Source organism: Micromonospora sp. C51, from assembly GCF_018070435.1.
Taxonomy (GTDB): domain Bacteria; phylum Actinomycetota; class Actinomycetes; order Mycobacteriales; family Micromonosporaceae; genus Micromonospora; species Micromonospora sediminimaris.
The window spans coordinates 67053-90787 of sequence record NZ_JAGPXQ010000024.1 but is presented as its reverse complement, the minus strand read 5'-3'; the positions used below and the strand labels follow the sequence as shown (position 1 = coordinate 90787).

Below are 23735 nucleotides of genomic sequence, written 5' to 3'. Positions count from 1 at the left end.
GGTGCAGATCGGGGGCGGGTCGCCGGCCGGCGACCCGCCACGGACATCGAAGGGCAGGTGAGTTCGTCGTGTCGTCCATTCGCGACCGGGTGAAGCAGTTGGTGCCGATCCAGGTGACGAACCGGGTACGGGAAAGCCTCGTCGACTACGGGGTACGCACCAGCGACCGCCGGCCGTTGCCGGACTTCCTCATCATCGGCACCAAGCGCGGCGGCACCACCTCGCTGTGGAACTACCTGATCCAGCATCCGCTGGTGCCCCGGCTCTTTCCCGCCTGGAACACGAAGTCCTCGCACTACTTCGAGGAGCACTGGCACCGCGGCGAGGCGTGGTACCGCTCGCATTTCCCGACCCTGCGGCAGCGGGAGACGCTGGAGCACCGCCACGGCGGTCCGGTTCGCGTCGGTGAGGCCGCCCCGCTCTACATGTTCCACCCGCTGGCCGCCGAGCGGGTGTCCGCGCTGATGCCCTCGGTGCGGCTGATCGTGCTGCTGCGCGACCCGGTGGAACGGGCCTACTCACACTGGAAGGAGCGGCGGACCAACGGCGTGGAGCCGCTCGACTTCGCCGCCGCACTGGCCGCCGAGGCGGAGCGCACGGCAGGGGAGCGGGACCGGCTGATCGCCGAACCGAACTATTTCAGCGAGCCCTACGACTGGTACACCTACCGGGCGCGGGGCCGGTACCTGGAGCATCTGCAACCGTGGCTGGAGCGCTTCGACCGTAGCCAGATCCTCTTCCTGCCCAGCGAGGAGTTGTACCGCGACGCCCGGACGACCTACCGGCGCACCCTGGACTTCCTCGGCCTCCCCCCGTTCGACCTGCCGAACTTCAAGGTCTACAACGACCGGCGGTCCGCACCCCTGGAGCCGGCGCTGCGCGCTGAGCTGACCGCGTACTACCGCCCGCACAACGAGGCGTTGCGGCAGCGGCTGGGACTGCGGCTCGACTGGCCGGACCGGGTCGCGTGACCGCCTCGGCCACCACCACGGGCGACCCCCGCAGCCGGGACGACGGGTTGGGCTGGGTCACCCGGGCGGTCTTCTCCGACGCCCGGGTCGCGGTGACCGTGGACGCAGAGCCGCCGGCCGGGCACACCGTCGTGGCCCGGTACGCGGTGGTGCCGTCGGTGGCTCGGGCCCGCTTCCTGCTGCCGTTGGGCTCCCCCCGGGTCGCGGCGGCGGCGCTGCTGTCGTACAACGCCCTGCGCCCGGCGAAGCTGCGGGCGGCGCGGGCGGTGCTCGGCCTGGCGGCGCGGGCCGGCGCGGTGGACCGGGCGCCCTTTCCGGTGCTGACCGTGGCGCTACCGGTCGGGCTCGACCCGGCGGAGGTGCTGCTGGCCGCGCGGGTCGGTGCCGAACTCGGCACACCGGTGCACGCCGCCTGCGGGGTACGTCCGCCGGACCCGAACCACAAGCCGACGCTGCAACTGTTCGACGGCCGGGGCGAACCGCGCGGGTACGCGAAGATCGGCTGGAACGAGGCCACGCGGGCGCTTGTCACCGCCGAGGCCGCGGCGCTACGGGAGGTCGCCGGGCTGGCCGGGACGGCCGGACATCCCGGCACCACCCGCCTGCTCACCGAGTTCGCCTGGGGCGGGCAGGCGGTGGCGGTGGTCGAGCCACTGCCGGCGCGGATCCGTGGGCTGTCCGTCGACACGCCGCCAGACCTGGCGGCGCTGCTCGCGGTGGCCCGGCGCGGCGGCCCACCGGCGCCGGCCCGGCCGCTGGCCGGCTCACCGTTCCTGGCCCGGCTGACCGGGCAGGCGCGGCGCGCCGCCGACACCGTCGGCGACCGTGCGTCGGCCGCCGTCGCCGACCTGGCCCGCCGGCACGGTGACATCGCCGTCGAGTTCGGCCACTGGCACGGCGACTGGGTGCCGTGGAACCTCGGCCGGCACGAGGGGGAACTCATCGCCTGGGACTGGGAGCACAGCGGGCCGGAGGTACCCGTCGGCTTCGACCTGGCCCACGACGCGTTCCAGCGTTCGCTGGTGGCGCGCGGTGAACCGGCCGCCGAGGCGGCCCGGCAGGTCGACACCTGGCTGGACCGGCACGGCGACGCGCTGGGGCTCGACCGGGCCCGGCGGCGGCTGGTCGCCGACGCCTACCTGGTGGAGATGTGGCTGCGGACCTGGCGGCTGGCCGACGCCGGTGCCGGCTGGAACCCGGCGCTGCATCCCGCCCTGCTGGACACCATCCATAACCGACACAGCTGACCGACACGTCAAGCGGACTTGTGGGGAGTCACGTGGACAACACCAACATGGGAGCCGACCAGCAGCCGGTGCTGCTGCTGGTCGGGTCGAGCGGAGGGCACCTGGCACAGCTGCTCGCCCTGCGGCCCTGGTACGAGACCTGGCGGCGCTGCTGGGTCACCTTCGACACGCCCGAGGCGCTGTCGCTGCTGGCCGGGGAGGACGTCGTTCCGGCGTACCATCCCACCACCCGCCACCTGGGCAACCTGCTGCGCAACGCGTGGCTGGCCGGCCGGGTGCTGCGGCGGCGACGGGTCGCCGCGGTGGTCACCACCGGCGCGGGTGTGGCGGTGCCGTTCGTCGTGCTGGCCCGGCTGCGCCGCATCCCGACCGTCTACATCGAGGTCTACGACCGGATCGACACACCGACGCTTACCGCCCGGCTGTGTCGCCCGTTCCTGTCGGCGATGCTCGTGCAGTGGGAGGAGCAGCGCCGCCAGTACCCGGAGGCCACCGTCGTGGGGACGCTGCTGTGAGCGGCGACGCGCCCGGCGACGGGCACCGGGCCGCGCCGGTGCGGCCTCGCCCGGCCCCCGAGGAGCCGACGGTACGTGTGCCGGAGCCGCGCGAGCCGCGCACCGACGGCCGGCCGCGGCTGCTGGTGGCGGTCGGCACCGACAAGCATCCGTTCGACCGGTTGGTCGGCTGGCTGACCGAGTGGCACCGCACGATCGGCGGCGCGGTGGTGTTGACCGTCCAACACGGCCATACCCGGGCGGATGACCTGCGCGACGCGGTGCCATTCCTCGGCCACGCCGAGTTGCAGGCGGCGATGGCCCGGGCCGACCTGGTGGTCTGCCACGGTGGACCAGCCACCATCCTGGAGGCCCGCCGGCACGGGCACCTGCCGATCGTGGTGCCCCGCGATCCGAACCGGGGCGAGCATGTCGACGACCACCAGCTGTTGTTCGCCCGCCGGCTCGGCGCGGCCGGCCTGGTGGCGCTCTGCGAGTCCCGGCAGGAGTTGCTCGCCACGCTGGCCACCGGGCTCGCCGACCGCTCGCGGTTCACCGTCGAGGTGGACGCCGGGGCGGCCGACGGTCGGCGTGCGGCGGTGCGACGGGTGGGAGTGATCGTGGAGGACCTGGTGGCCGCCGCGCAGCGGCACCATCGACCCTGGTGGCGGCCGTGGGGTGGACCCGGCCCGAACGGAAGGCGGAAGCAGTGACCGCGTACCCCAGTGTGAGCGCCGTGGTGCCCACCCGCGACCGGCCGGAGCTGCTGCGGGCCGCGGTACGGGCCATCGTCGGCCAGGACTACCCGGGGCCGGTCGAGGTGGTCGTCGTCTACGACCAGTCCGAACCGGACCCGACGCTGGCGGAGCTGTCCGCGCCGGACCGGACGGTGCGGGTGATCACCAACGCCCGCACGCCGGGCCTGGCCGGCGCCCGCAACACCGGCACCCTGGCGGCCAACGGTGAGCTGGTCGCCTTCTGCGACGACGACGACGAGTGGTTGCCCGGCAAGCTGCGCGCCCAGGCCGAGGCGCTGGCCGAGGTGCCCGGCGCCGAGTTCGTCAGCTGCGGCATCCGGGTCAGCTACGACGGGCACACCGTTGAGCGGGTGCTGGACCGCGACTCGATCAGCCTGGCCGACCTGCTGCGTGACCGGATGACCGAGCTGCACCCGTCGACCTTCGTCATCCGGGCGGCGGCGTTGCGGGACGGGTTCGGGCTCGTCGACGAGGAGATCCCGGGCAGCTACGCCGAGGACTACGAGTTCCTGCTCCGGGCCGCCCGCAGCGCCCCGCTGGTCAACCTGCGCACCCCGTACGTGGTGGTGCGCTGGCACAAACGGTCGTACTTCGCCCAGCGGTGGGACACCATCTCCGAGGCGTTGCAGTGGCTGCTGGACCGCTACCCCGAGTTCGCCAGCCAACCGGCGGGGCAGGCCCGGGTCACCGGGCAGATCGCCTTCGCCCGCGCCGCGTCGGGAGACTCCCGGGGCGCGGTGCGCTGGGCCCGGCGGACCATCCGGCGCAACCCGCGCGAACCCCGTGCCTATCTGGCCCTGGCGGTGGCCGGGCGGGTGGTCCGCGCCGACACGGTGCTGCGCACCCTGCACCGACGCGGTCGAGGCATCTGACCGCCCGCTCCGCCGCCCGCCCCGGGTCGCGGCCGGCGCGTCCGTAGGGCGGGACGCGGCGGGCGGCGCGGGGCGGCGGACACCGGGCGTGACAGACTCAGGGCTGTGTTGCGCTGGTTGACCGCAGGGGAATCGCACGGACCCGCTCTCGTCGCGTTGCTGGAGGGGGTGCCGGCCGGTGTCGAGGTGACCTCCACCGAGATCGCCGGAGAGCTGGCCCGCCGCCGGCTCGGCTACGGCCGGGGCGCCCGGATGTCGTTCGAGCAGGACGAGATCGAGATCGTCGGCGGCCTGCGGCACGGGGTGACCCTGGGCAGCCCGGTCGCCATCCGGGTCGGCAACTCCGAGTGGCCCAAGTGGCGCACCGTGATGGCCGCCGACCCGGTCGACCCCGACGAGTTGGCCCGGCAGGCCCGCAACGCGCCGCTGACCCGGCCCCGCCCCGGCCACGCCGACCTGGCCGGCATGCAGAAGTACGGCCACACCGACGCCCGGCCGATCCTGGAGCGGGCCAGCGCGCGGGAGACCGCCGCCCGGGTCGCCGTCGGCACGGTGGCCAAGGCGTTGGTGCGGCAGGCGCTCGGCATCGAGATCGTCTCGCACGTGGTGGAGCTGGGCCCGGTCGCCGTCAAGCCGGGGCTGCGGCCCCGCCCGGAGGACGCCGAGCGGATCGACGCCGACCCGCTGCGCTGCCTCGACCCGGAGGCCAGTGCCCGGATGGTCGCCGAGGTCGACGCCGCGAAGAAGGCCGCCGACACCCTCGGCGGCGTGGTCGAGGTGCTGGCGTACGGCGTACCGCCGGGTCTGGGCAGCCACGTGCAGTGGGACCGCAAGCTCGACGCCCGGCTGGCCACCGCGTTGATGTCGATTCAGGCGATCAAGGGTGTGGAGATCGGCGACGGCTGGCAGCAGGCCCGGTCCCGGGGTTCCGAGGCGCACGACGAGATCATGCCCACCGCCACCGGCGTGCGGCGGGTCACCGACCGGGCCGGCGGCCTGGAGGGCGGCATCACCACAGGTGAGCCGCTGCGGGTGAAGGCGGCGATGAAGCCGATCTCCTCGTTGAACCGGGCGCTGGCCACGGTGGACGTCACCACCGGTGAGCCGGCCACCGCCATCAACCAGCGCTCCGACGTCTGCGCGGTGCCGGCCGCCGCCGTGGTCGCCGAGGCGATGGTGGCGCTGGTGCTGGCGGAGGCGGCGGTGGAGAAGTTCGGCGGTGACTCGGTCGCCGAGATGCGCCGTAACCTGGCCGGTTACCTCGACGCGTTGGTGATCCGGTGACCGGTCCGACCCGGCCGGTCTGCGTGCTGGTCGGCGCGCCCGGCTCGGGCAAGACCACTGTCGGGCAGGGCCTGGCGGAAGCGCTCGGCGTCGAGTTCCGCGACACCGACACCGACATCGAGCGCCTGGCGGGCAAGCCGATCCCGGAGATCTTCGTCGACGAGGGGGAGGCGCACTTCCGTACCCTCGAACGGGCGGCGCTGGCCGCGGCGCTGGCCTCCTGCTCCGGGGTGCTCGCCCTCGGCGGCGGCGCGGTGCTGGCCGAGGAGAACCGGGCCGCACTTGTCGGTCACCGGGTGGTGCACCTCTCCGTCGAGTTGCCCGACGCGGTCAAACGGGTCGGCCTCGGCGCCGGCCGGCCGCTGCTGGCGATCAACCCCCGGGCCACTCTCAAGCATCTGATGGACCAGCGCCGGCCGTTGTACGCCGAGGTCGCCACCGCCACCGTGGTCACCGACGGCCGTACCCCCGAGGAGATCGTCGCCGAGATCGTCGCCCTGCTGAAGCCGTAGCGCCCGGTTCTGGCGGCGTCGGCCGGTGGCGTAGGACTCACCCGGGGTCAGGACCCGGCGATGACGGCGGTGCCGACCGTCCGGCGGCGTCGCGGTCGGGGACGCCAGGTGGTCAGCAGGGCGAGGGCGAGCAGGATCTCGGCGAGGTCGCCGCCGTAGTACATCACCGTCGCGCCGGCCCGCAGTTCCGCCAGTGTTGCCGGCACGTCGACCAGCAGGCCCGCGTACATCAGTTGGGCGAGGCTGGCGTGGGCGACCACGGCCGCGCCGAGCACCACCAGCCGGACCGACACCCGGGCCCGGTGCGGGTAGGGTTCCGGGCCGGCGATCGACCAGGTGAACAGCAGCCCGCTGAGCAGAAAGTGCAGGTTCACCAGGTCGTGCAGCGCCGCGTTGGCGAGGGTGGCCCGGTACAGCGGAGTGAGGTAGAGCAGCCACAGCCCGCCGGCGGTGAGCAGCAGCCCGGCAACCGGGTGGGTCAACGGTCGCAGCGCCGGCTGGCTCACCATCCGCAGTGCCGCACGCCCGGTCCGCCGGTCGAGGCAGCGCAGGGCCAGGATGCCGGGAGCGCCGAGCACCAGCCCCAGCGGCGCCAGCATGCCGAGCAGGAGATGCCGCCACATGTGTGCGGCGAAGTCGTCCGCCGGCATCAGCAGGGCGCTGGCGAGCAGGGCGCATCCGACGGCGAAGGCGGCCGTACGCCAGTGGCTCCAACCGGCCCGGTCGGGGGCGCGTTGCCGCAGTGCGGCGGCCAGGTAGAGCCAGCCGGCCAGCAGCGGTACGAGCAATGCCGGACCGACGGTGGTGGCGTGTTCGGTGCCGTGCGCCGCGGCCAGCGCCGGGCTCACCACCAGCGGTGGGCTCAACTCCGTCGGCCTCGGGTCGGTGTCCGCCGCTGGGCGGCACCGGCGTCCACGGCGGTGGCGCGGCGTTGCACGAGCCAGCCGACGACGATCAGTACCACGCCCAGCGCGAGGAAGCCGAGGTCCCACCAGAGTTGGTGCTCGCCGGCACGGACGTGGTGGATGCCCAGGATGTGGTGGTCGATGATGCCTTCGATCAGGTTGAACAGACCCCAGCCGATCAACGCCCAGCCCCACAGCATGGGCGAGCGCCACAACCGGCCCCGGGAGCGGGTCACCCGCGAGTACAGCAGCGCGAGTCCGGTCAGTACGGCCACCCAGGCCACCACGTGGAACAGGCCGTCCCAGACGGTGTTCATCTCCAGCCCGGCGACGGTGTCCACCGGGTACTCGCGTACGCCGATGTTGTCGCTGCCGGTGCTGCTGAGCATGTGGTGCCACTGGAAGACCTGGTGCAGCAGGATGCCGTCGACGAAACCGCCGAGCCCGAAGCCGAGGATGGTGGCGGGCAGCCGGATGTCGGCACCGTCGATCGTCCGCCCGTTCATGTGGACTCCCTCTCACAGGTGGCTCCCGGCTGCCCCGTGCCCGTTACGCGTTCCGCTAAACGTTGTTCCAACCCTCGGGCAGCCGGTGGCGGCGCGGGTCGGATCGGCGGTGGGTGGGCTAGGCTCCCGGCGATGGACGAGGTGACCCGGATCCCGGTCGGTGGCGAACGGCCGTACGACGTGCTGGTCGGCCGCGACCTGCTCGACGCGCTGCCTGGCCTGCTGCCCGATGCCACTCAGGCCGCGGTGCTGTATGCGCCGCCCCTGAAGGAGTTGGCCGACGCGGTCGGTGTCGGCCTGGCGGCGGCCGGCGTGACCCCCCTGCCGATCGAGGTGCCCGACGCCGAGGCCAGCAAGCACGTCGATGTGGCGGCGCAGTGCTGGGAGCGGCTCGGCGAGGCGGGCTTCACCCGTACCGACGCGGTGGTCGGCATCGGTGGCGGCGCGGTCACCGACCTGGCCGGGTTCGTGGCGGCGTGCTGGCTGCGCGGGGTGCGGTGGGTGCCGGTGGCCACCTCGTTGCTCGGCATGGTCGACGCGGCGGTGGGTGGCAAGACCGGGATCAACACCGCCGCCGGCAAGAACCTCGTGGGTGCCTTCCACCCGCCGGTCGGCGTGCTGGCCGACCTGGCCACGCTGGACAGCCTCCCGCCGGCCGACCTGGCCGCCGGTTTGGCCGAGGTGGTCAAGTGCGGGTTCATCGCCGATCCGGTCATCCTCGACCTGATCGAGGACGACCCGGCCGCCGCGACCGATCCGGCCGGGCCGGTCACCCGGGAGCTGATCGAGCGGGCCATCCGGGTCAAGGCCGACGTGGTCGCGGGAGACCTGCGTGAGTCGGGCGTACGGGAGGTGCTCAACTACGGGCACACACTGGCCCACGCGATCGAGAAGGTCGAGGGTTACCGCTGGCGGCACGGTCACGCGGTGTCGGTCGGCCTGCTGTACGCCGCCGAGCTGGCCCGCCTCGCCGGCCGGTTGGACGCGGCCACCGCGTCGCGGCACCGGGCGGTGCTGACGGCGCTCGATCTGCCGACGGGGTACGCCGCCGACGCGTGGCCCCGCCTGCTGGCCACCATGCGGGTCGACAAGAAGGCCCGGGGCAGCCGGCTGCGCTTCGTGGTGCTCGACGGGCTGGCCCGACCGGCAATCCTCGACGGTCCGGACGACGACCTGCTGCACACCGCCTACGCCGCGGTGTCCCGATGACCATGCGGGTGTACGTGCTCAACGGGCCGAACCTGGGCCGGCTGGGCACCCGCCAGGTCGACGTCTACGGGGTGACCAGCTACGCCGACCTGGTGAAACTCTGCGAGACCACCGGGCGGGACCTGGGCCTCGACGTCGTCGTGCGGCAGACCGACGCCGAGCATGAGTTGCTCGGCTGGCTGCACACCGCCGCCGACGAGGGCGCCGCCGTGGTGCTCAACCCGGCGGCCTGGTCGCATTACTCGATCGCGGTGCGGGACGCCTGCGCGATGCTGCGTGGGCCGCTGGTGGAGGTGCACATCTCCAACATCCACGCCCGGGAGGAGTTCCGGCACCACTCCGTCGTCTCGGCGGTGGCGACCGGCGTGATCTGCGGGCTCGGTGTCGACGGCTACCGCCTCGCCCTGCACCACCTGGCCAACCGCCGCGACCAGGGCGCCTGACGGCTCGGCTGCTCTTCATTCACGCGGCAACTACGTCTGGTGACATCTACCCTCAGTGAGCAGCCACCGCCCCCGCCCCACCACCCTTCCCATCCTTTGCTCTGCTTCAACCCACGCACTAGCGGCCGACCAGCATTTTTCGCGACCATGTTGGCAGCGGCGCGCGGTGTTATCGCCACCGAATGTGACTGTTGCGTGGATTGAAGCAGAGCAAAGGGAGCGGGTAGGTACGTCGGGGGCGGGGCGGAGTGTCACTGACAGTGCCGGATGGGCGGGTTCAGGGTGCCGCCTGCTGGCACGCCGAGTCGCGCTGGGCCGCCCGACCGGCGGTGGACCTTGGCGGGCGGCCGACGGCGGTCGGCGGGTCGCGAGACGGCTAGTAGACTTGCCAGGTCTGTCCGCCAAATGATGATCAAGGCAGGAAATGGCCACCACCAACGACCTGAAGAACGGCCTGGTACTCAACCTCGACGGAGAGCTCTGGTCCGTCGTCGAGTTCCAGCACGTCAAGCCCGGTAAGGGTGGTGCGTTTGTGCGTACCACGCTGAAGAACGTGCTCTCCGGCAAGGTGGTCGACAAGACCTTCAACGCGGGCACCAAGGTTGAGACCGCGACCGTCGACAAGCGCACGATGCAGTACCTCTACGCCGACGGCGAGGACTACGTCTTCATGGACATGGAGACGTTCGACCAGATCACGGTGATGGGCGGGACGGTCGGCGAGGCAGCCAACTACCTGCTGCCCGAAGCCGAGGCGATCGTGGCCACCCACGAGGGCGTGCCGCTCTACGTCGAGCTGCCGACCTCGGTCGTGCTGGAGGTCACCTACACGGAGCCGGGCCTGCAGGGCGACCGGTCCACCGGCGGCAACAAGCCGGCGACGGTGGAGACGGGTGCGACCGTGCAGGTGCCGCTCTTCGTCACCACCGGCGAGAAGATCAAGGTCGACACTCGCGACGGCCGTTACCTCGGCCGCGCCTGATGTCCGAGGGTCCGAAGCAGCAGATGCCGGCGCGTCGCAAGGCGCGCAAGCGGGCGTTGGACGTGCTCTTCGAGGCCGACCTGCGTGATCGTCCGCCGGTCGAGGTGCTGGCCGGCTATGTCGAGCGGATCGAGAAGCCGCGCCCCGACCACCTCGGCTACGCGGTCGGCCTGGTCGAGGGGGTGGCCGGGCACCTGGACCGGATCGACGAGCTGATCTCCAGCTACGCCGAGGGCTGGACGCTGGACCGGATGCCGGTGGTCGACCGCAACCTGGCCCGGATCGCAGTCTACGAACTGTTGTATCTCGACGAGATCGATGACGCGGTGGCGATCAGCGAGGCGGTCGAGCTGGCCCGGCAGATGTCGACCGACGACTCGCCCCGCTTCCTCAACGGTCTGCTCGGCCGGATCGCCGAGTACGCCACCCGTTGAGGTGGGCGGACGCCGCCGATGGGCGTCGCGCACCAGCGACGGAAACGACAAAAGGGCCCGTGCCGGACGGCACGGGCCCTTTTGCGTGGTCGAATCTCAGGAGGCGAAGAACGCCCGGGGGTCGGCGACCAGTACGCCGTGCTCGGTCAGCCGCTCGATCAGGCCGGACGGCGAGGCGTCGTAGACGATCGCGAGGGCGCGCAGGTCGTCGGCGCGGATCGACAGCACCCGGCCGTTGTAGTCACCGCGCTGCTGCTGGATGGCGCGCGCGTAGCGGGCCACGTAGGCGAGATCCTCGCTGGCCTCGTCGTAGAGGCGCTCCAGGTCCAGAACGATCTTGCTGGTGGGTTCGTGTCGTACCCCGCTGCCGTCGGGCAGCAACTCCGAGACCGGCACGCGGTAGAACTCGGCCAACTCGGCCAGACGGGACACCGTGACGGCCCGGTCGCCGCGCTCGTACGAGCCGACCACGACCGCCTTCCAACGCCCGTTCGACTTCTCCTCCACCCCCTGCAGGGACAGGCCCTGCTGCTGGCGGATGGAGCGCAGGCGGGCGCCCAGAGACTTGGCGTATTCAGAGGGCATTCGGACACTCCCAGTGCTGCTCGGGTTCTCCCAGCGATTCGCTACGGAGCGTGACGGTACGGGGATTCGTACACGTGGTCAAGTGGTCGCGATCTTCCCGTTGTGTACCCCGGGTAAGTTGTCCCGTTTCGCCTGGCTGACTGGCCAGTCAGCCAACGGCGACGGGTGACGCCGTCGTAGCTGGTGCCCGCGCGTCGAGGCGGCGACGACCACTGGTAACGTTGCCGAAGCCCCTGCGCCGGCCACTCCCGGCCGGCCGGCAGGATCCGACGTCCTTTAACGACCCGTCCCGTGAGGCGGGGAAGGAGGTCCGCCGTGGCCTACCCATCGGCTGCCCCGTCGTCGCCGCCGCGACAACCCTCGGTGAAGGTGATTTTGACCAGCGCCGACCTGCAACGCGTGGTCGACCGCATCGCTCACCAGATCCTCGAGAAGACCCAGGGCGCGGCTGACACCGTGCTGCTCGGTATCCCCACCCGGGGTGCCCCCCTCGCCCGCCGGCTCGCTGCCCGGATCAGCGCCTTCGAGGGCATTTCCGTGCCGGTCGGCGTGCTCGACATCACTCTCTACCGCGACGACCTGCGTCGGAACGCCACCCGGGCGGTCGGCCCCACCCAGCTGCCGGCCGGTGGTATCGACGGCAAGCGGGTGGTCCTCGTCGATGATGTCCTCTTCTCCGGCCGGACCGTCCGGGCGGCCCTCGACGCGCTCGGTGACCTTGGGCGGCCCGCTTCGGTGCAACTCGCCGTCCTGGTCGACCGGGGGCACCGGCAGCTACCGATCCGCGCCGACTACGTCGGCAAGAACATCCCTACCGCCCTGGCCGAGAGTGTCAAGGTGACGCTGGTCGAGACCGACGGCACGGACGAGGTCCGGCTCTACGGCGAGGAGGCCCGATGATCAGGCACCTGCTCTCCGGCGCCGACCTTGACGCCGACACCGCCACCCAGATCCTGGACACCGCCGCCGAGATGGCCGCGGTGGCCGGTCGCGAGGTCAAGAAGCTGCCCGCGCTGCGGGGTAGGACCGTGGTGAACCTCTTCTACGAGGACTCGACCCGCACCCGGATCTCGTTCGAGGCGGCGGCCAAACGGCTCAGCGCCGACGTGATCAACTTCTCGGCGAAGGGTTCCAGCGTCGCCAAGGGCGAGAGCCTGAAGGACACCGCGCTGACCCTGCAGGCGATGGGGGCCGACGCGGTGGTGGTCCGGCACCCCGCCTCGGGGGCCCCGCACCGCCTCGCCGACTGGGTCGACGGTTCGGTGGTCAACGCCGGCGACGGCACCCACGAGCACCCCACCCAGGCGCTGCTCGACGCGTACACGATGCGGTCCCGGCTGGGTCGCCTCGCCGGCCTCTCGGTGGCGGTGGTCGGGGATGTGCTGCACTCCCGGGTGGCCCGCTCCAACGTGCTGCTGCTGTCCACCCTCGGCGCCAAGGTGACCCTGGTCGGGCCACCCACGCTCATCCCGGTCGACATCGCCGCCGCTCTCGCGCCGGGCACCGACGTCTGCTACGACCTCGACGCGGTGCTGCCCTCGTCGGACGTGGTGATGATGCTGCGGGTGCAGCGGGAGCGGATGAACGACTCGTACTTCCCGTCCGCCCGCGAGTACGCCCGCCGCTACGGCCTGGACGGGCCGCGGATGGGCCGACTGCCGGAGCACGCCATCGTCATGCATCCCGGCCCGATGAACCGGGGCATGGAGATCACGCCGGAGGTCGCGGACTCGCCCCGCTCCACCATCGTCGAACAGGTCGCCAACGGTGTCTCCGTCCGGATGGCCGTCCTCTACCTGCTGCTCGGGGGGAACAACCGGTGAACTCGTACCTGATCAGGAACGTCAGCGTCCTCGGCGCCGCACCGACCGACCTGCTGATCCGCGACGGCGTCGTCGCCGAGACCGGCGCGGGGCTGTCCGCGCCGGACGCCACGGTGATCGGCGCCGACGGGCTGGTCGCCCTGCCCGGCCTGGTCGACCTGCACACCCACCTGCGCGAGCCCGGCCGGGAGGACGCCGAGACGGTCGAGACCGGTTCCCGGGCAGCGGCGCTCGGCGGCTACACCGCGGTCTGCGCGATGGCGAACACCTCGCCGGTGGCCGACACCGCGGGAGTGGTCGAGCAGGTGTGGCGGCTCGGCCGCGAGGCCGGGCTGGTCGACGTGCAGCCGATCGGCGCGGTCACCGTCGGCCTGGCCGGCGAGCGGCTGGCCGAACTCGGCGCGATGGCCGAGTCGGCGGCCCGGGTGCGGATCTTCTCCGACGACGGGCACTGTGTCGCCGACCCCCGGCTGATGCGCCGTGCGCTGGAGTACGTGAAGGCGTTCGACGGCATCATCGCCCAGCACGCCGAGGAGCCCCGGCTCACCGAGGGCGCACAGATGCACGAGGGCGAGGTCTCCACCCGGCTGGGCCTGACCGGTTGGCCGGCGGTCGCCGAGGAGGCGATCATCGCGCGGGACGTGCTGCTGGCCGAGCACGTCGGCAGCCGGCTGCACATCTGCCACGTCTCCACCGCCGGCAGCGTCGAGGTGCTGCGCCACGCCAAGGCCCGGGGGGTACGCGTCACCGCCGAGGTGACCCCGCATCACCTGCTGCTCACCGACACACGTGCCGAGAGCTACGACCCCGTGTTCAAGGTCAACCCGCCGCTGCGTACCGCCACCGACATCGCCGCGCTGCGGGCCGCGCTGGTCGACGGGGTGATCGACATCATCGCCACGGACCACGCCCCGCACGCGGTGGAGGACAAGGAGTGCGAGTGGGCGTACGCCCGGCCGGGCATGCTCGGGCTGGAGACGGCGCTGTCCATCGCGCTCGACGTGCTGGGTCCGCAGTGGGACCTGATCGCCGAGCGGATGTCCCGTACACCGGCCCGGATCGCCGGGCTCACCGAACACGGCCACGCCCCGGCCCCCGGCACGCCGGCCACCCTCACCCTGGTCGACCCGGCGGCCCGTCGGGTGATCGAGCCGGCGGAACTGGCCAGCCGTAGTCGCAACACCCCGTACGCCCGGATGACGCTGCCGGGTCGCATCGTGGCGACCTTCCTGCGTGGCGAGGCGACGGTCCTGGACGGAAAGGCAGTCAAGTGAGTCGTAGGCGTCCAGCGATTCTCGTCCTGGAGGACGGGCGCACGTTCCACGGCGAGGCGTACGGCAGCGTCGGGGAGACCTTCGGGGAGGCGGTCTTCAACACCGGGATGACCGGTTACCAGGAGACGCTGACCGACCCGTCGTACCACCGTCAGGTGGTGGTGCAGACCGCTCCGCACATCGGTAACACCGGCGTCAACACCTCCGACGACGAGTCACGCCGGATCTGGGTGGCCGGTTACGTGGTGCGTGACCCGGCCCGGGTCAGCTCCAACTGGCGGGCCACCGGCGGGCTGGAGGACCGGCTGGCCACCGAGGGCGTGGTCGGCATCAGCGGCGTGGACACCCGGGCCCTGACCCGTCACCTGCGCGAACGTGGCGCGATGAGGGTTGGCGTCTCCAGCGTCGAGGACGACCCCCGGGCGCTGCTCGAACGGGTCCGCCAGTCGCCGCAGATGCTCGGCGCGGACCTCTCCGCCGAGGTGACCACCGCGACGCCGTACGTGGTCGACGCCGAGGGTGAGCACCGGTTCACGGTGGCCGCGCTGGACCTGGGCATCAAGCGCAACGTGCCGCGCCGGCTCGCCGCGCGGGGCGTGACCACCCACGTGCTGCCGGCCCACTCGACCATCGAGGATCTGCTGGCCACCGGTGCCGACGCGGTTTTCTTCTCACCGGGCCCCGGTGACCCGGCGACCGCCGACGCGCCGGTCGCGCTGGCCCGCGAGGTGCTGCGCCGCGAGGTGCCGCTGTTCGGCATCTGCTTCGGCAGCCAGATCCTCGGCCGGGCGCTCGGCTTCGGCACCTACAAGCTCGGCTACGGCCACCGGGGCATCAACCAGCCGGTGCTCGACCGGGTCACCGGCAAGGTCGAGGTGACCAGCCACAACCACGGCTTCGCGGTGCAGGTGCCCGGGGCACGGCCGGGCGTGGTGGTGCCGGACCAGGTGATCGAGACCGAGTTCGGCGGCGTCCAGGTGTCGCACGTCTGCCTCAACGACAACGTGGTCGAGGGGCTGCGGGCGCGCGACGTGCCCGCCTTCACCGTTCAGTACCACCCGGAGGCGGCGGCCGGCCCGCACGACGCGGACTATCTCTTCGACCGCTTCGCCGAGCTGATCGACGGCCGGGCTCTCAGTGGGGGGCGTACCAATGCCTAAGCGGACCGATCTCAAGCACATCCTGGTTATCGGGTCGGGACCGATCGTCATCGGACAGGCCTGCGAGTTCGACTACTCGGGTACTCAGGCGTGCCGGGTGCTGCGCGCCGAGGGGATCCGGGTCAGCCTGGTCAACTCCAACCCGGCCACCATCATGACCGACCCGGAGTTCGCCGACGCCACCTACGTCGAGCCGATCACCCCGGAGTTCGTCGAGCTGGTCATCGCCAAGGAGCGTCCGGACGCGGTGCTGCCCACCCTGGGTGGGCAGACCGCCCTGAACACCGCCGTGGCGTTGCACGAGGCCGGGGTGCTGGAGAAGTACGGCGTCGAGCTGATCGGCGCGAACATCGACGCGATCCGGCGCGGCGAGGACCGGCAGCTGTTCAAGGAGATCGTGGCGAAGGCCGGCGTACGCCTCGGCGTCGAGGATCCGGCGAGCCTGGTGCCGCGTTCGCGGGTCTGCCACTCGATGGACGAGGTCCGCGAGACGGTGGCCGAGCTGGGCCTGCCGGTGGTGATCCGGCCGTCGTTCACCATGGGTGGTCTCGGTTCGGGCATGGCACACACTGATGCCGACCTGGAACGCATCGCGGGTGCCGGGCTGGCTGCCAGCCCGGTGCACGAGGTGCTCATCGAGGAGAGCGTGCTCGGCTGGAAGGAGTACGAACTCGAACTCATGCGGGACCGGCACGACAACGTGGTGGTGGTCTGCTCGATCGAGAACCTCGACCCGATGGGTGTGCACACCGGTGACAGCGTGACCGTGGCACCGGCCATGACCTTGACCGATCGGGAGTACCAGCACCTGCGGGATCTGGGCATCGCGGTGCTGCGCGAGGTCGGCGTGGACACCGGTGGCTGCAACATCCAGTTCGCGGTGAACCCGGCCGACGGTCGCATCGTCGTGATCGAGATGAACCCGCGGGTGTCCCGCTCGTCGGCGCTGGCGTCGAAGGCGACCGGCTTCCCGATCGCGAAGATCGCCGCGAAGCTGGCCATCGGCTACACCCTCGACGAGATCCCCAACGACATCACCCGCAAGACGCCGGCCGCGTTCGAGCCGACGCTTGACTACGTGGTGGTGAAGATCCCCCGGTTCGCGTTCGAGAAGTTCCCCGGCGCGGACCCGGAGCTGACCACCACCATGAAGTCGGTCGGCGAGGCGATGAGCCTCGGGCGCAACTTCCCCGAGGCGCTGAACAAGGCGATGCGCTCGATGGAGACCAAGGCCGCCGGCTTCTGGACCGTGCCCGACCCGGTCGGGGCGACCCGGGAGAACTCTCTCGCCGCGCTGGGCATGCCGCACGACGGGCGGCTCTACACGGTGGAGCGGGCGTTGCGGCTCGGTGCCTCGATCGCCGAGGTCAGCGCCGCCTCCGGCGGCATCGACCCGTGGTTCCTGGACCAGATCGCCGCCCTGGTCGAGTTGCGTGCGGAGATCGTGGCAGCGCCGGTGCTGGACGCGGAACTGCTGCGTCGGGCGAAGCGGGCCGGCCTGTCCGACCGGCAGCTGGCCGCGCTGCGTCCCGAACTGGCCGCCGAGGACGGGGTCCGTACGCTGCGGCACCGCCTCGGCCTCCGGCCGGTCTACAAGACGGTGGACACCTGCGCCGCCGAGTTCGAGGCCACCACCCCGTACCACTACTCCTCTTACGACGAGGAGACGGAGGTGGCCGGCTCGGCGCGGCCCAAGGTGCTGATCCTGGGTTCCGGACCGAACCGGATCGGGCAGGGCATCGAGTTCGACTACTCCTGTGTGCACGCGGTCATGGCCCTGAAGGGGTCCTACGAGACCGTCATGGTCAACTGCAATCCGGAGACCGTCTCCACCGACTACGACACCGCCGACCGGCTCTACTTCGAGCCGCTGACTTTCGAGGACGTGCTGGAGGTCTGGCACGCGGAGGACTCCTCCGGCCGGGCCGTCGGCGGGCCGGGCGTGGTCGGCGTGATCGTGCAGTTGGGTGGGCAGACCCCGCTCGGACTGGCCCAACGGCTCAAGGACGCCGGGGTGCCGGTGGTGGGTACCTCACCGGAGTCGATCCACCTGGCCGAGGAACGCGGCGCCTTCGGGTCGCTGCTGGCCCGGGCCGGCCTGCGCGCGCCGGACCACGGCACCGCCACCTCGTACGAGGAGGCGAAGGAGATCGCCGACGAGATCGGCTACCCGGTGCTGGTCCGGCCGTCGTACGTGCTCGGCGGGCGGGGCATGGAAATCGTCTACGACGACGCCACGCTGCGCGACTACATCGGCCGGGCCACGGAGATCTCGCCGAACCATCCGGTGCTGGTCGACCGGTTCCTCGACGACGCCATCGAGATCGACGTGGACGCGCTCTGTGACGCCGACGGCGAGGTCTACCTCGGCGGGATCATGGAGCACATCGAGGAGGCGGGTATCCACTCCGGCGACTCCTCCTGCGCCCTGCCGCCGATCACCCTGGCCAGTTCGCACGTGGCCCAGGTCCGTCGGTTCACCGAGGCCATCGCGCGGGGCATCGGCGTACGCGGACTGCTCAACGTGCAGTACGCGCTCAAGGACGACGCGCTGTACGTGCTGGAGGCCAACCCGCGCGCCTCGCGTACCGTGCCGTTCGTCTCGAAGGCCACGGCGGTGCCGCTGGCGAAGGCGGCGGCCCGGATCGCGCTCGGCGCGACCCTGGCCGAGTTGCGCGCCGAGGGCATGTTGCCGAGGACCGGGGACGGTGGCTCGCTGCCGCCGGACGCCCCGATCGCGGTGAAGGAGGCGGTGCTGCCGTTCAAGCGGTTCCGTACCCCGGCGGGCAAGGGGGTGGACTCGCTGCTCGGTCCGGAGATGAAGTCGACAGGCGAGGTGATGGGGATCGACACCGCCTTCGGGCACGCCTTCGCCAAGTCGCAGTCGGCGGCGTACGGGTCGCTGCCGACCGAGGGCAGGATCTTCGTCTCGGTGGCCAACCGCGACAAGCGCGGCATGATCTTCCCGATCAAGCGGCTGGCCGATCTCGGCTTCGACATCGTCGCGACCAGCGGTACCGCCGAGGTGCTGCGCCGGCACGGCATCGCCTGCGAGCAGGTCCCGAAGCACTACGAGGCCGGTTCCGAGGACGACGCGGTGTCGTTGATCCTCGGTGGCCACGTCGCCCTTGTGATCAACACACCGCAGGGTTCCGGTGCCAGCGCCCGCTCGGACGGTTACGAGATCCGCAGCGCCGCGGTCACCGCCGACATCCCCTGCGTCACCACCGTCCCCGGCGCCGCCGCCGCGGTCATGGGCATCGAGGCGAGGATCCGCGGCGACATGCAGGTACGCCCCCTCCAAGCCCTCCACGCCTCCCTCCGGTCCGCCCAGTGACCCCCCGCCACCCCACCCCACCCGCCAGGCTCGCGTTGATCATGAGGTTGGCGGCAGTAGAGAAGATCGACATCGCCGCCAACCTCATGATCAACAAGGTGGTGCGGGGCTTCGGGTCCGTGCCGTGCGGTGGGGGAGGGGTGGCGTGATCTTCGAACGGACCGTTCGACGAGGGTTGTTCCGGGTCGGGGGTGGGGACGCGGAGGCTGCGCACGAGTTCACCCTGCGGCGGTTGGCTGCGTTGTCCCGGACGCCGGTGGCGCTGGCGGCGTTGCGGGCCCGGTACGCCGTGTCGGCGCCGCGCACGGTGTTCGGGGTGTCATTCCCCAACCCGGTCGGCCTGGCCGCCGGGATGGACAAGGACGGGGTGGCGCTGCCGGCGTGGCCGGCACTGGGCTTCGGTTTCGTCGAAGTCGGCACGGTGACGGCGCGTCCCCAACCAGGCAATCCGCGGCCCCGGCTGTTCCGGCTGGTCGACAGCGAGGCCGTGATCAACAGAATGGGCTTCAACAACGCCGGGGCGCAGGCGCTGGCGGACCGGCTGGCGGCGCTGCCGCGACCGCTCGACGTACCGCTGGGAATCTCGCTGGGCAAGTCGAAGGTGACGGCGCTGGAGGACGCGGTGGAGGACTACCGCGAGTCGTACCGCGCGTTGCGCGAGCACGGCGACTACTTCGCGGTCAACGTCTCCTCACCGAACACTCCCGGGCTGCGCGCCTTGCAGGACCGGGAACACCTGGACGCGCTGTTAGGGGCACTGGCGGGGGAGAAGCCGGTGCTGGTGAAGATCGCTCCCGACCTCACCGAGCCGGCCATCGCCGAGTTGCTGGAGGTGTGCCTGGCTCGCGGTGCCGCCGGAGTGATCGCCACGAACACGACCCTCGGACGGGACGGGTTGGCCCCGACCGACCGGGGACGCTCCGGCGAGGCCGGTGGGCTGTCCGGCCGTCCCCTGGCCGACCGGGCGCGGCAGGTGGTCGCCTTCGTGCACGCCGAGACGGGCGGGCGCCTGCCGGTCATCGGGGTGGGCGGCATCGTGGATCCCGACGACGCGGCCCGGATGTTCGACGCCGGTGCCAGCCTGGTGCAGCTCTACACCGGGTTCATCTACCGTGGCCCGGCGCTGCCCCGGGCCGTCGCCCGCGCGGCTGCGGGCGCCGTGCGCCCGGCCACGACCGGAGCCTGACGAACACCACCCACTCACCACCCCCTTTGCTGCTCTGCTTCACCCCACGCAACGGTTCCGGCCCGGAACCCGTGCGTCCGGTGAAGCAGAGCAAAGGGGGCGCAAGGAGGACCGATGACGCCGGAGGAGGTTCTCGCCGCCGACGCGGCGCACGTGTGGCATCCGTACGCCGCGCTGCCGCCAGCGGTGGCGCCGTACCTGGTGGAGAGCGCCGAGGGGGTGCGGCTGCGGCTGGCCGACGGCCGCGAGCTGGTCGACGGGATGTCCTCCTGGTGGGCCGCGATCCATGGCTACCGGCATCCGGTGCTGGACGCGGCGGCGGTCGACCAGCTGGGCCGGATGAGTCACGTCATGTTCGGCGGACTGACCCACGCGCCGGCCGTGGAGCTGGCCCGCACTCTGGTCGAGGTGACGCCCCACGGGCTGGAGCACGTGTTCCTGGCCGACTCGGGTTCGGTGAGTGTCGAGGTCGCGGTGAAGATGTGCCTGCAGTACCAGCGGGCCACCGGTCGGCCGCAGCGGCACCGGCTGGGCACCTGGCGGGGCGGGTACCACGGCGACACGTTCCATCCGATGAGCGTCTGCGACCCGGAGGGTGGCATGCACCACCTCTGGGGGGACGTGCTGCCGCGGCAGGTCTTCGCCCCGATGCCGCCGGGTGGCTTCGACGACCCGCCCGATCCGGCGTACGAGGCGGCGCTGATCGACGCGGTGGAGCGGCACGCCCACGAGCTGGCCGCAGTGATCGTGGAGCCGGTGGTGCAGGGTGCCGGCGGGATGCGTTTCCACCACCCGCACTATCTGCGGGTGCTGCGCGAGGTGACCCGGGCGCACGGAGTGCTGCTGATCTTCGACGAGATCGCCACCGGTTTCGGCCGTACCGGGACGATGTTCGCCGCCGAGCATGCCGGGGTCACCCCGGACGTGCTCTGCGTCGGCAAGGCGCTCACCGGGGGCTATCTCACCCTGGCCGCGGCGCTGTGCACGGCGGAGGTCGCGCGGGGCATCCGGGCCGGTGGTGTGCTCGCGCACGGCCCGACGTTCATGGGTAACCCGCTCGCCTGCTCGGTGGCCAACGCGTCGCTGGGCCTGCTGCGGGCCGGTGACTGGGCCGGGCAGGTGGCGCGGCTGGAACGGGGTCTGCGATCGGGGCTGGAGCCGCTGCGCGGCGCACCGGGTGTCACGGACGTGCGGGTGCTCGGCGGAATCGGCGTGGTCCAGTTGGACCACGAGGTGGATCTCGGCGCGGCCACGGCCGCCGCCGTGGCGCAGGGGGTGTGGCTGCGTCCGTTCCGGGATCTGGTCTACACGATGCCGCCGTACGTCACCACGGACGCCGACCTCGCCGTCGTGGTGTCGGGTATCTCGGCAGCGGTCGCGGCGGGCTGAGTAGCCGAGTCTCGACCCTCGACTGGATTTGAGTAGGCGGGTTCGGCAGGCATCGCGAATTGGAGTAGCCCGGCGGCACCCCGGTCCGGGCCTGCTGAGTAGGCGAGGACGGGTGGAACCCGGCCAGGACGAGAGGAAGGCACTGACGACATGGAGAGTTTCGGCGCCCGGCTGCACCGGGCCATGGACGAGCGCGGACCGCTCTGCGTGGGCATCGACCCGCACCCGGCGTTGCTGGCCCGGTGGGGCCTTGGCGACGATGTGGCCGGCCTCGACCGCTTCGCCCGGACCGTCGTGGACGCGCTCGGTGACCGGGTTGCGGTGGTCAAGCCCCAGTCGGCCTTCTTCGAGCGATTCGGATCTCAAGGGGTGGCGGTCCTTGAGTCAACTATCCGACAGTTACGAAATCTCGGCTCGCTCGTTCTCCTCGACGCGAAGCGCGGCGACATCGGCTCGACGGTCCGCGCGTACGCGTCGGCGTACCTTGATCCATCCAGCCCCATGTATGTCGATGCGGTGACCGCGAGCCCCTTCCTGGGGGTCGGCTCGCTGGCCCCGATGTTCGAGCTGGCCGCCGAGCACGGCGGTGGCGTGTTCGTCCTGGCGCTCACCTCCAACCCCGAGGGCGCCTCGGTGCAGCGCGCCCGCAGCGCCGACGGCCGCAGCGTCGCGCAAACGATCCTCGACGAGATTTCCCAGCTCAACGTGGGTGCGGAGCCGCTCGGGAGCGTCGGTGCCGTGATCGGCGCGACGGTCGGGGAGACGGGCTGCGACCTGTCGGCGGTGAACGGGCCGCTGCTCGCCCCCGGGCTCGGAGCGCAGGGTGCCAAGGCGGCGGATCTGCGGGTCGTCTTCGGCTCGGCGCTGCCCGCCGTGCTGCCCGCGTACTCCCGTGAGGTGCTGGGCGCCGGGCCCGATCCGGACGCGCTGCGGGCCGCCGCGGACCGCGCCGTGGCCGAGTGTCGGGCGGTCCTGGCGATGTCCTGACTGACTGATGGCTCGGTCACTTTGCGGTGATCATTGCGCGCCCACGTTGCCGAAAGCTCCGTTGACCGCTAGTTTTCCCCGCGCTGGGAACCCCTTGGTTCACAGCGACACCACGTTTCACAGATGCGGCGGTGCGTCCCGCCCGTCGCGATAGGGACCTGAGGAGAACTGGTGCCGCTCCCGTCACTGACCCCCGAGCAGCGCGCAGCCGCGCTGGAAAAGGCTGCGGAGATCCGCAAAGCCCGTGCCGAGCTGAAGGAGCAGCTCAAGCAGGGCAAGACCACCCTCGGAGCCGTTCTTGAGCGGGCCGAGTCCGACGATGTCGTCGGCAAGCTCAAGGTGTCGGCTGTGCTGCAGGCCATGCCGGGCATCGGCAAGATCCGGGCTACTCAAATCATGGAGAAGCTCAAGATCGCCGACAGCCGCCGCCTGCGTGGCCTCGGCGAGCAGCAGCGCAAGGCCCTGCTTGGGGAGTTCGCCGCCAACTGAGCACGACTGCGGGTAGAAACAAGCAGTGAGCTTGGATGACGAGGCGCGCCCGGCGGCTCGGCTCACTGTCCTGGCTGGCCCATCCGGTGCCGGCAGGGAGAGTGTCGTCGAGCTGATCCGGGCGCGTTCTCCGTCAGTGTGGACGCCGGTCGCGGTCACCACCCGGCCCCGCCGGGGCAACGAACTGGACGGCGTCCACCGACACTTCGTCACGGCTGAGGAGTTCGACCGCAGGCTCGCCGCCGGCGAACTGCTGGAGTGGAGTCGGTTCGGTACTCACCGGCGCGGCACGGAGGCCGCCCCGCTGCGCCGCCGACTCGCCGCCGGGCAGCCGGTGCTGCTCGCGCTGGACCTCGACGGGGCGCTGCTGGTCCGGGCGGGCTGGCCGGAGGCACGACTCGTCCTGCTCCATCCGCCCGGTCGACTGCCCAGCGCGCCGGTGGTGACGGCCTTCGACCTCAGCGTGTCGCACGACCGCATCGAGCGGGTCGTGGACCAACTGGTAGGATTCATCGGTTCTTCCTTCCTGGCTCCGGCCCGGCCGCGTCCGCGCGGTTGAGCGCCGGCACCGCGCTCACGCGCGGTCCGTGCGAAAGACGCAGAGGTTTATCCGTGGGATCCATCGCCAACCCCGAAGGCATCACCAACCCGCCGATCGACGAGCTCCTGGAAAAGACGACGTCGAAGTACGCGCTGGTCATCTTCGCGGCCAAGCGCGCCCGCCAGGTCAACGCCTACTACAGCCAGCTCGGTGAGGGCCTGCTGGAGTACGTCGGCCCGCTGGTCGAGACCACTCCCCAGGAGAAGCCGCTCTCCATCGCGATGCGCGAGATCAACGCGGGCCTGCTCACCGCTGAGCCGACCGACCAGCCGTAAGCCTCCGCCCGT

At 71.7% G+C, this 23735-nt stretch carries 26 protein-coding genes; 23 read left to right on the top strand and 3 right to left on the bottom strand.

Going from position 1 to position 23735, the window contains the following annotated elements:
• Nucleotides 1–68: 68 nt before the first annotated feature.
• The 7 genes from KBX50_RS22010 (at nucleotide 69) to KBX50_RS21980 (ending at nucleotide 6138) form a co-directional block, all read left to right on the top strand.
• Complete coding sequence (locus KBX50_RS22010) at nucleotides 69–971, top strand: sulfotransferase domain-containing protein (protein ID WP_210939365.1); 903 nt, start codon at nucleotides 69–71, stop codon at nucleotides 969–971.
• A complete protein-coding gene (locus KBX50_RS22005; protein WP_210939344.1) occupies nucleotides 968–2218 on the top strand; it encodes a hypothetical protein in 1251 nt (416 codons plus the stop codon). The genes KBX50_RS22010 and KBX50_RS22005 overlap by 4 nt, the downstream gene beginning before the upstream one ends.
• A gap of 47 nt (nucleotides 2219–2265) precedes the next feature.
• The gene (locus KBX50_RS22000; protein ID WP_210939364.1) at nucleotides 2266–2733 is read left to right on the top strand and encodes a UDP-N-acetylglucosamine--LPS N-acetylglucosamine transferase; all 468 of its coding nucleotides are present in this window, start codon (nucleotides 2266–2268) and stop codon (nucleotides 2731–2733) included.
• Nucleotides 2734–2810: 77 nt separating this feature from the next.
• Nucleotides 2811–3425 (top strand): glycosyltransferase, encoded by a 615-nt coding sequence (locus tag KBX50_RS21995; RefSeq protein ID WP_307871035.1) that lies wholly within the window; start codon nucleotides 2811–2813, stop codon nucleotides 3423–3425.
• Nucleotides 3374–4342 (top strand): glycosyltransferase family 2 protein, encoded by a 969-nt coding sequence (locus KBX50_RS21990; RefSeq protein WP_247674206.1) that lies wholly within the window; start codon nucleotides 3374–3376, stop codon nucleotides 4340–4342. The genes KBX50_RS21995 and KBX50_RS21990 overlap by 52 nt, the downstream gene beginning before the upstream one ends.
• 105 nt (nucleotides 4343–4447) lie before the next feature.
• Entirely contained in the window at nucleotides 4448–5626 is a 1179-nt protein-coding gene (gene aroC, locus KBX50_RS21985) for a chorismate synthase (protein ID WP_210939341.1), read from the top strand.
• On the top strand, nucleotides 5623–6138 hold the full coding sequence (locus KBX50_RS21980) for a shikimate kinase (RefSeq protein WP_210939340.1): 516 nt from the start codon (nucleotides 5623–5625) through the stop codon (nucleotides 6136–6138). The genes aroC and KBX50_RS21980 overlap by 4 nt, the downstream gene beginning before the upstream one ends.
• A 47-nt stretch (nucleotides 6139–6185) precedes the next feature.
• On the opposite strand, the gene KBX50_RS21975 is transcribed toward KBX50_RS21980, so the two are convergent.
• The gene (locus KBX50_RS21975; RefSeq protein ID WP_247674177.1) at nucleotides 6186–7004 is read right to left on the bottom strand and encodes a cytochrome c oxidase assembly protein; all 819 of its coding nucleotides are present in this window, start codon (nucleotides 7002–7004) and stop codon (nucleotides 6186–6188) included.
• Nucleotides 7001–7549 carry a DUF2243 domain-containing protein gene (locus KBX50_RS21970; protein WP_210939339.1) on the bottom strand — a complete coding sequence of 183 codons (549 nt, stop codon included), beginning with the start codon at nucleotides 7547–7549 and terminating at the stop codon, nucleotides 7001–7003. Before KBX50_RS21970 ends, KBX50_RS21975 begins: the two co-directional genes overlap by 4 nt.
• 132 nt (nucleotides 7550–7681) lie before the next feature.
• Here KBX50_RS21970 and aroB point away from each other — a divergent pair, with 132 nt between their 5' ends.
• The 4 genes from aroB to nusB all read left to right on the top strand — a co-directional run bounded on the left by aroB (nucleotide 7682) and on the right by nusB (nucleotide 10617).
• Complete coding sequence (gene aroB, locus KBX50_RS21965; RefSeq protein ID WP_210939338.1) at nucleotides 7682–8758, top strand: 3-dehydroquinate synthase; 1077 nt, start codon at nucleotides 7682–7684, stop codon at nucleotides 8756–8758.
• Between the two features lie 2 nt (nucleotides 8759–8760).
• Nucleotides 8761–9201 (top strand): type II 3-dehydroquinate dehydratase, encoded by a 441-nt coding sequence (gene aroQ, locus KBX50_RS21960; protein WP_210939361.1) that lies wholly within the window; start codon nucleotides 8761–8763, stop codon nucleotides 9199–9201.
• Between the two features lie 424 nt (nucleotides 9202–9625).
• Nucleotides 9626–10183 carry an elongation factor P gene (gene efp, locus KBX50_RS21955; RefSeq protein WP_093404355.1) on the top strand — a complete coding sequence of 186 codons (558 nt, stop codon included), beginning with the start codon at nucleotides 9626–9628 and terminating at the stop codon, nucleotides 10181–10183.
• Nucleotides 10184–10206: 23 nt separating this feature from the next.
• Nucleotides 10207–10617, top strand: coding sequence for a transcription antitermination factor NusB (gene nusB, locus KBX50_RS21950; RefSeq protein ID WP_170863437.1), 411 nt, complete (start codon nucleotides 10207–10209; stop codon nucleotides 10615–10617).
• A 96-nt stretch (nucleotides 10618–10713) separates the two neighbouring features.
• Here the strand turns inward: nusB and KBX50_RS21945 are convergent, their stop codons facing one another.
• A complete protein-coding gene (locus KBX50_RS21945) occupies nucleotides 10714–11202 on the bottom strand; it encodes a transcriptional regulator (protein ID WP_007458348.1) in 489 nt (162 codons plus the stop codon).
• 315 nt (nucleotides 11203–11517) lie between these two features.
• Here KBX50_RS21945 and pyrR point away from each other — a divergent pair, with 315 nt between their 5' ends.
• The 12 genes from pyrR to rpoZ all read left to right on the top strand — a co-directional run bounded on the left by pyrR (nucleotide 11518) and on the right by rpoZ (nucleotide 23723).
• Nucleotides 11518–12102: a bifunctional pyr operon transcriptional regulator/uracil phosphoribosyltransferase PyrR gene (gene pyrR / locus KBX50_RS21940; protein WP_210939337.1), complete on the top strand. Its 585-nt coding sequence runs from the start codon at nucleotides 11518–11520 to the stop codon at nucleotides 12100–12102.
• Nucleotides 12099–13025: an aspartate carbamoyltransferase catalytic subunit gene (locus KBX50_RS21935; RefSeq protein ID WP_093404346.1), complete on the top strand. Its 927-nt coding sequence runs from the start codon at nucleotides 12099–12101 to the stop codon at nucleotides 13023–13025. Before pyrR ends, KBX50_RS21935 begins: the two co-directional genes overlap by 4 nt.
• A complete protein-coding gene (locus tag KBX50_RS21930; RefSeq protein WP_210939336.1) occupies nucleotides 13022–14299 on the top strand; it encodes a dihydroorotase in 1278 nt (425 codons plus the stop codon). Before KBX50_RS21935 ends, KBX50_RS21930 begins: the two co-directional genes overlap by 4 nt.
• Nucleotides 14296–15459 carry a glutamine-hydrolyzing carbamoyl-phosphate synthase small subunit gene (carA, locus tag KBX50_RS21925; protein ID WP_210939335.1) on the top strand — a complete coding sequence of 388 codons (1164 nt, stop codon included), beginning with the start codon at nucleotides 14296–14298 and terminating at the stop codon, nucleotides 15457–15459. The genes KBX50_RS21930 and carA overlap by 4 nt, the downstream gene beginning before the upstream one ends.
• Nucleotides 15452–18796 carry a carbamoyl-phosphate synthase large subunit gene (gene carB / locus KBX50_RS21920; protein ID WP_210939333.1) on the top strand — a complete coding sequence of 1115 codons (3345 nt, stop codon included), beginning with the start codon at nucleotides 15452–15454 and terminating at the stop codon, nucleotides 18794–18796. The genes carA and carB overlap by 8 nt, the downstream gene beginning before the upstream one ends.
• On the top strand, nucleotides 18793–18945 hold the full coding sequence (locus KBX50_RS21915; protein ID WP_210939332.1) for a hypothetical protein: 153 nt from the start codon (nucleotides 18793–18795) through the stop codon (nucleotides 18943–18945). The genes carB and KBX50_RS21915 overlap by 4 nt, the downstream gene beginning before the upstream one ends.
• Nucleotides 18942–19982, top strand: coding sequence for a quinone-dependent dihydroorotate dehydrogenase (locus tag KBX50_RS21910; RefSeq protein WP_210939331.1), 1041 nt, complete (start codon nucleotides 18942–18944; stop codon nucleotides 19980–19982). Before KBX50_RS21915 ends, KBX50_RS21910 begins: the two co-directional genes overlap by 4 nt.
• Nucleotides 19983–20096: 114 nt before the next feature.
• Nucleotides 20097–21371 carry an adenosylmethionine--8-amino-7-oxononanoate transaminase gene (locus tag KBX50_RS21905; RefSeq protein ID WP_210939330.1) on the top strand — a complete coding sequence of 425 codons (1275 nt, stop codon included), beginning with the start codon at nucleotides 20097–20099 and terminating at the stop codon, nucleotides 21369–21371.
• A gap of 150 nt (nucleotides 21372–21521) precedes the next feature.
• Nucleotides 21522–22358, top strand: coding sequence for an orotidine-5'-phosphate decarboxylase (pyrF, locus tag KBX50_RS21900; protein ID WP_210939329.1), 837 nt, complete (start codon nucleotides 21522–21524; stop codon nucleotides 22356–22358).
• Between the two features lie 171 nt (nucleotides 22359–22529).
• Nucleotides 22530–22847, top strand: coding sequence for an integration host factor, actinobacterial type (gene mihF / locus KBX50_RS21895; protein WP_007458370.1), 318 nt, complete (start codon nucleotides 22530–22532; stop codon nucleotides 22845–22847).
• A gap of 25 nt (nucleotides 22848–22872) precedes the next feature.
• The gene (locus KBX50_RS21890; protein WP_210939328.1) at nucleotides 22873–23406 is read left to right on the top strand and encodes a guanylate kinase; all 534 of its coding nucleotides are present in this window, start codon (nucleotides 22873–22875) and stop codon (nucleotides 23404–23406) included.
• Nucleotides 23407–23459: 53 nt separating this feature from the next.
• On the top strand, nucleotides 23460–23723 hold the full coding sequence (gene rpoZ, locus KBX50_RS21885) for a DNA-directed RNA polymerase subunit omega (protein WP_007075826.1): 264 nt from the start codon (nucleotides 23460–23462) through the stop codon (nucleotides 23721–23723).
• The last annotated feature ends 12 nt before the right edge of the window (nucleotides 23724–23735 follow it).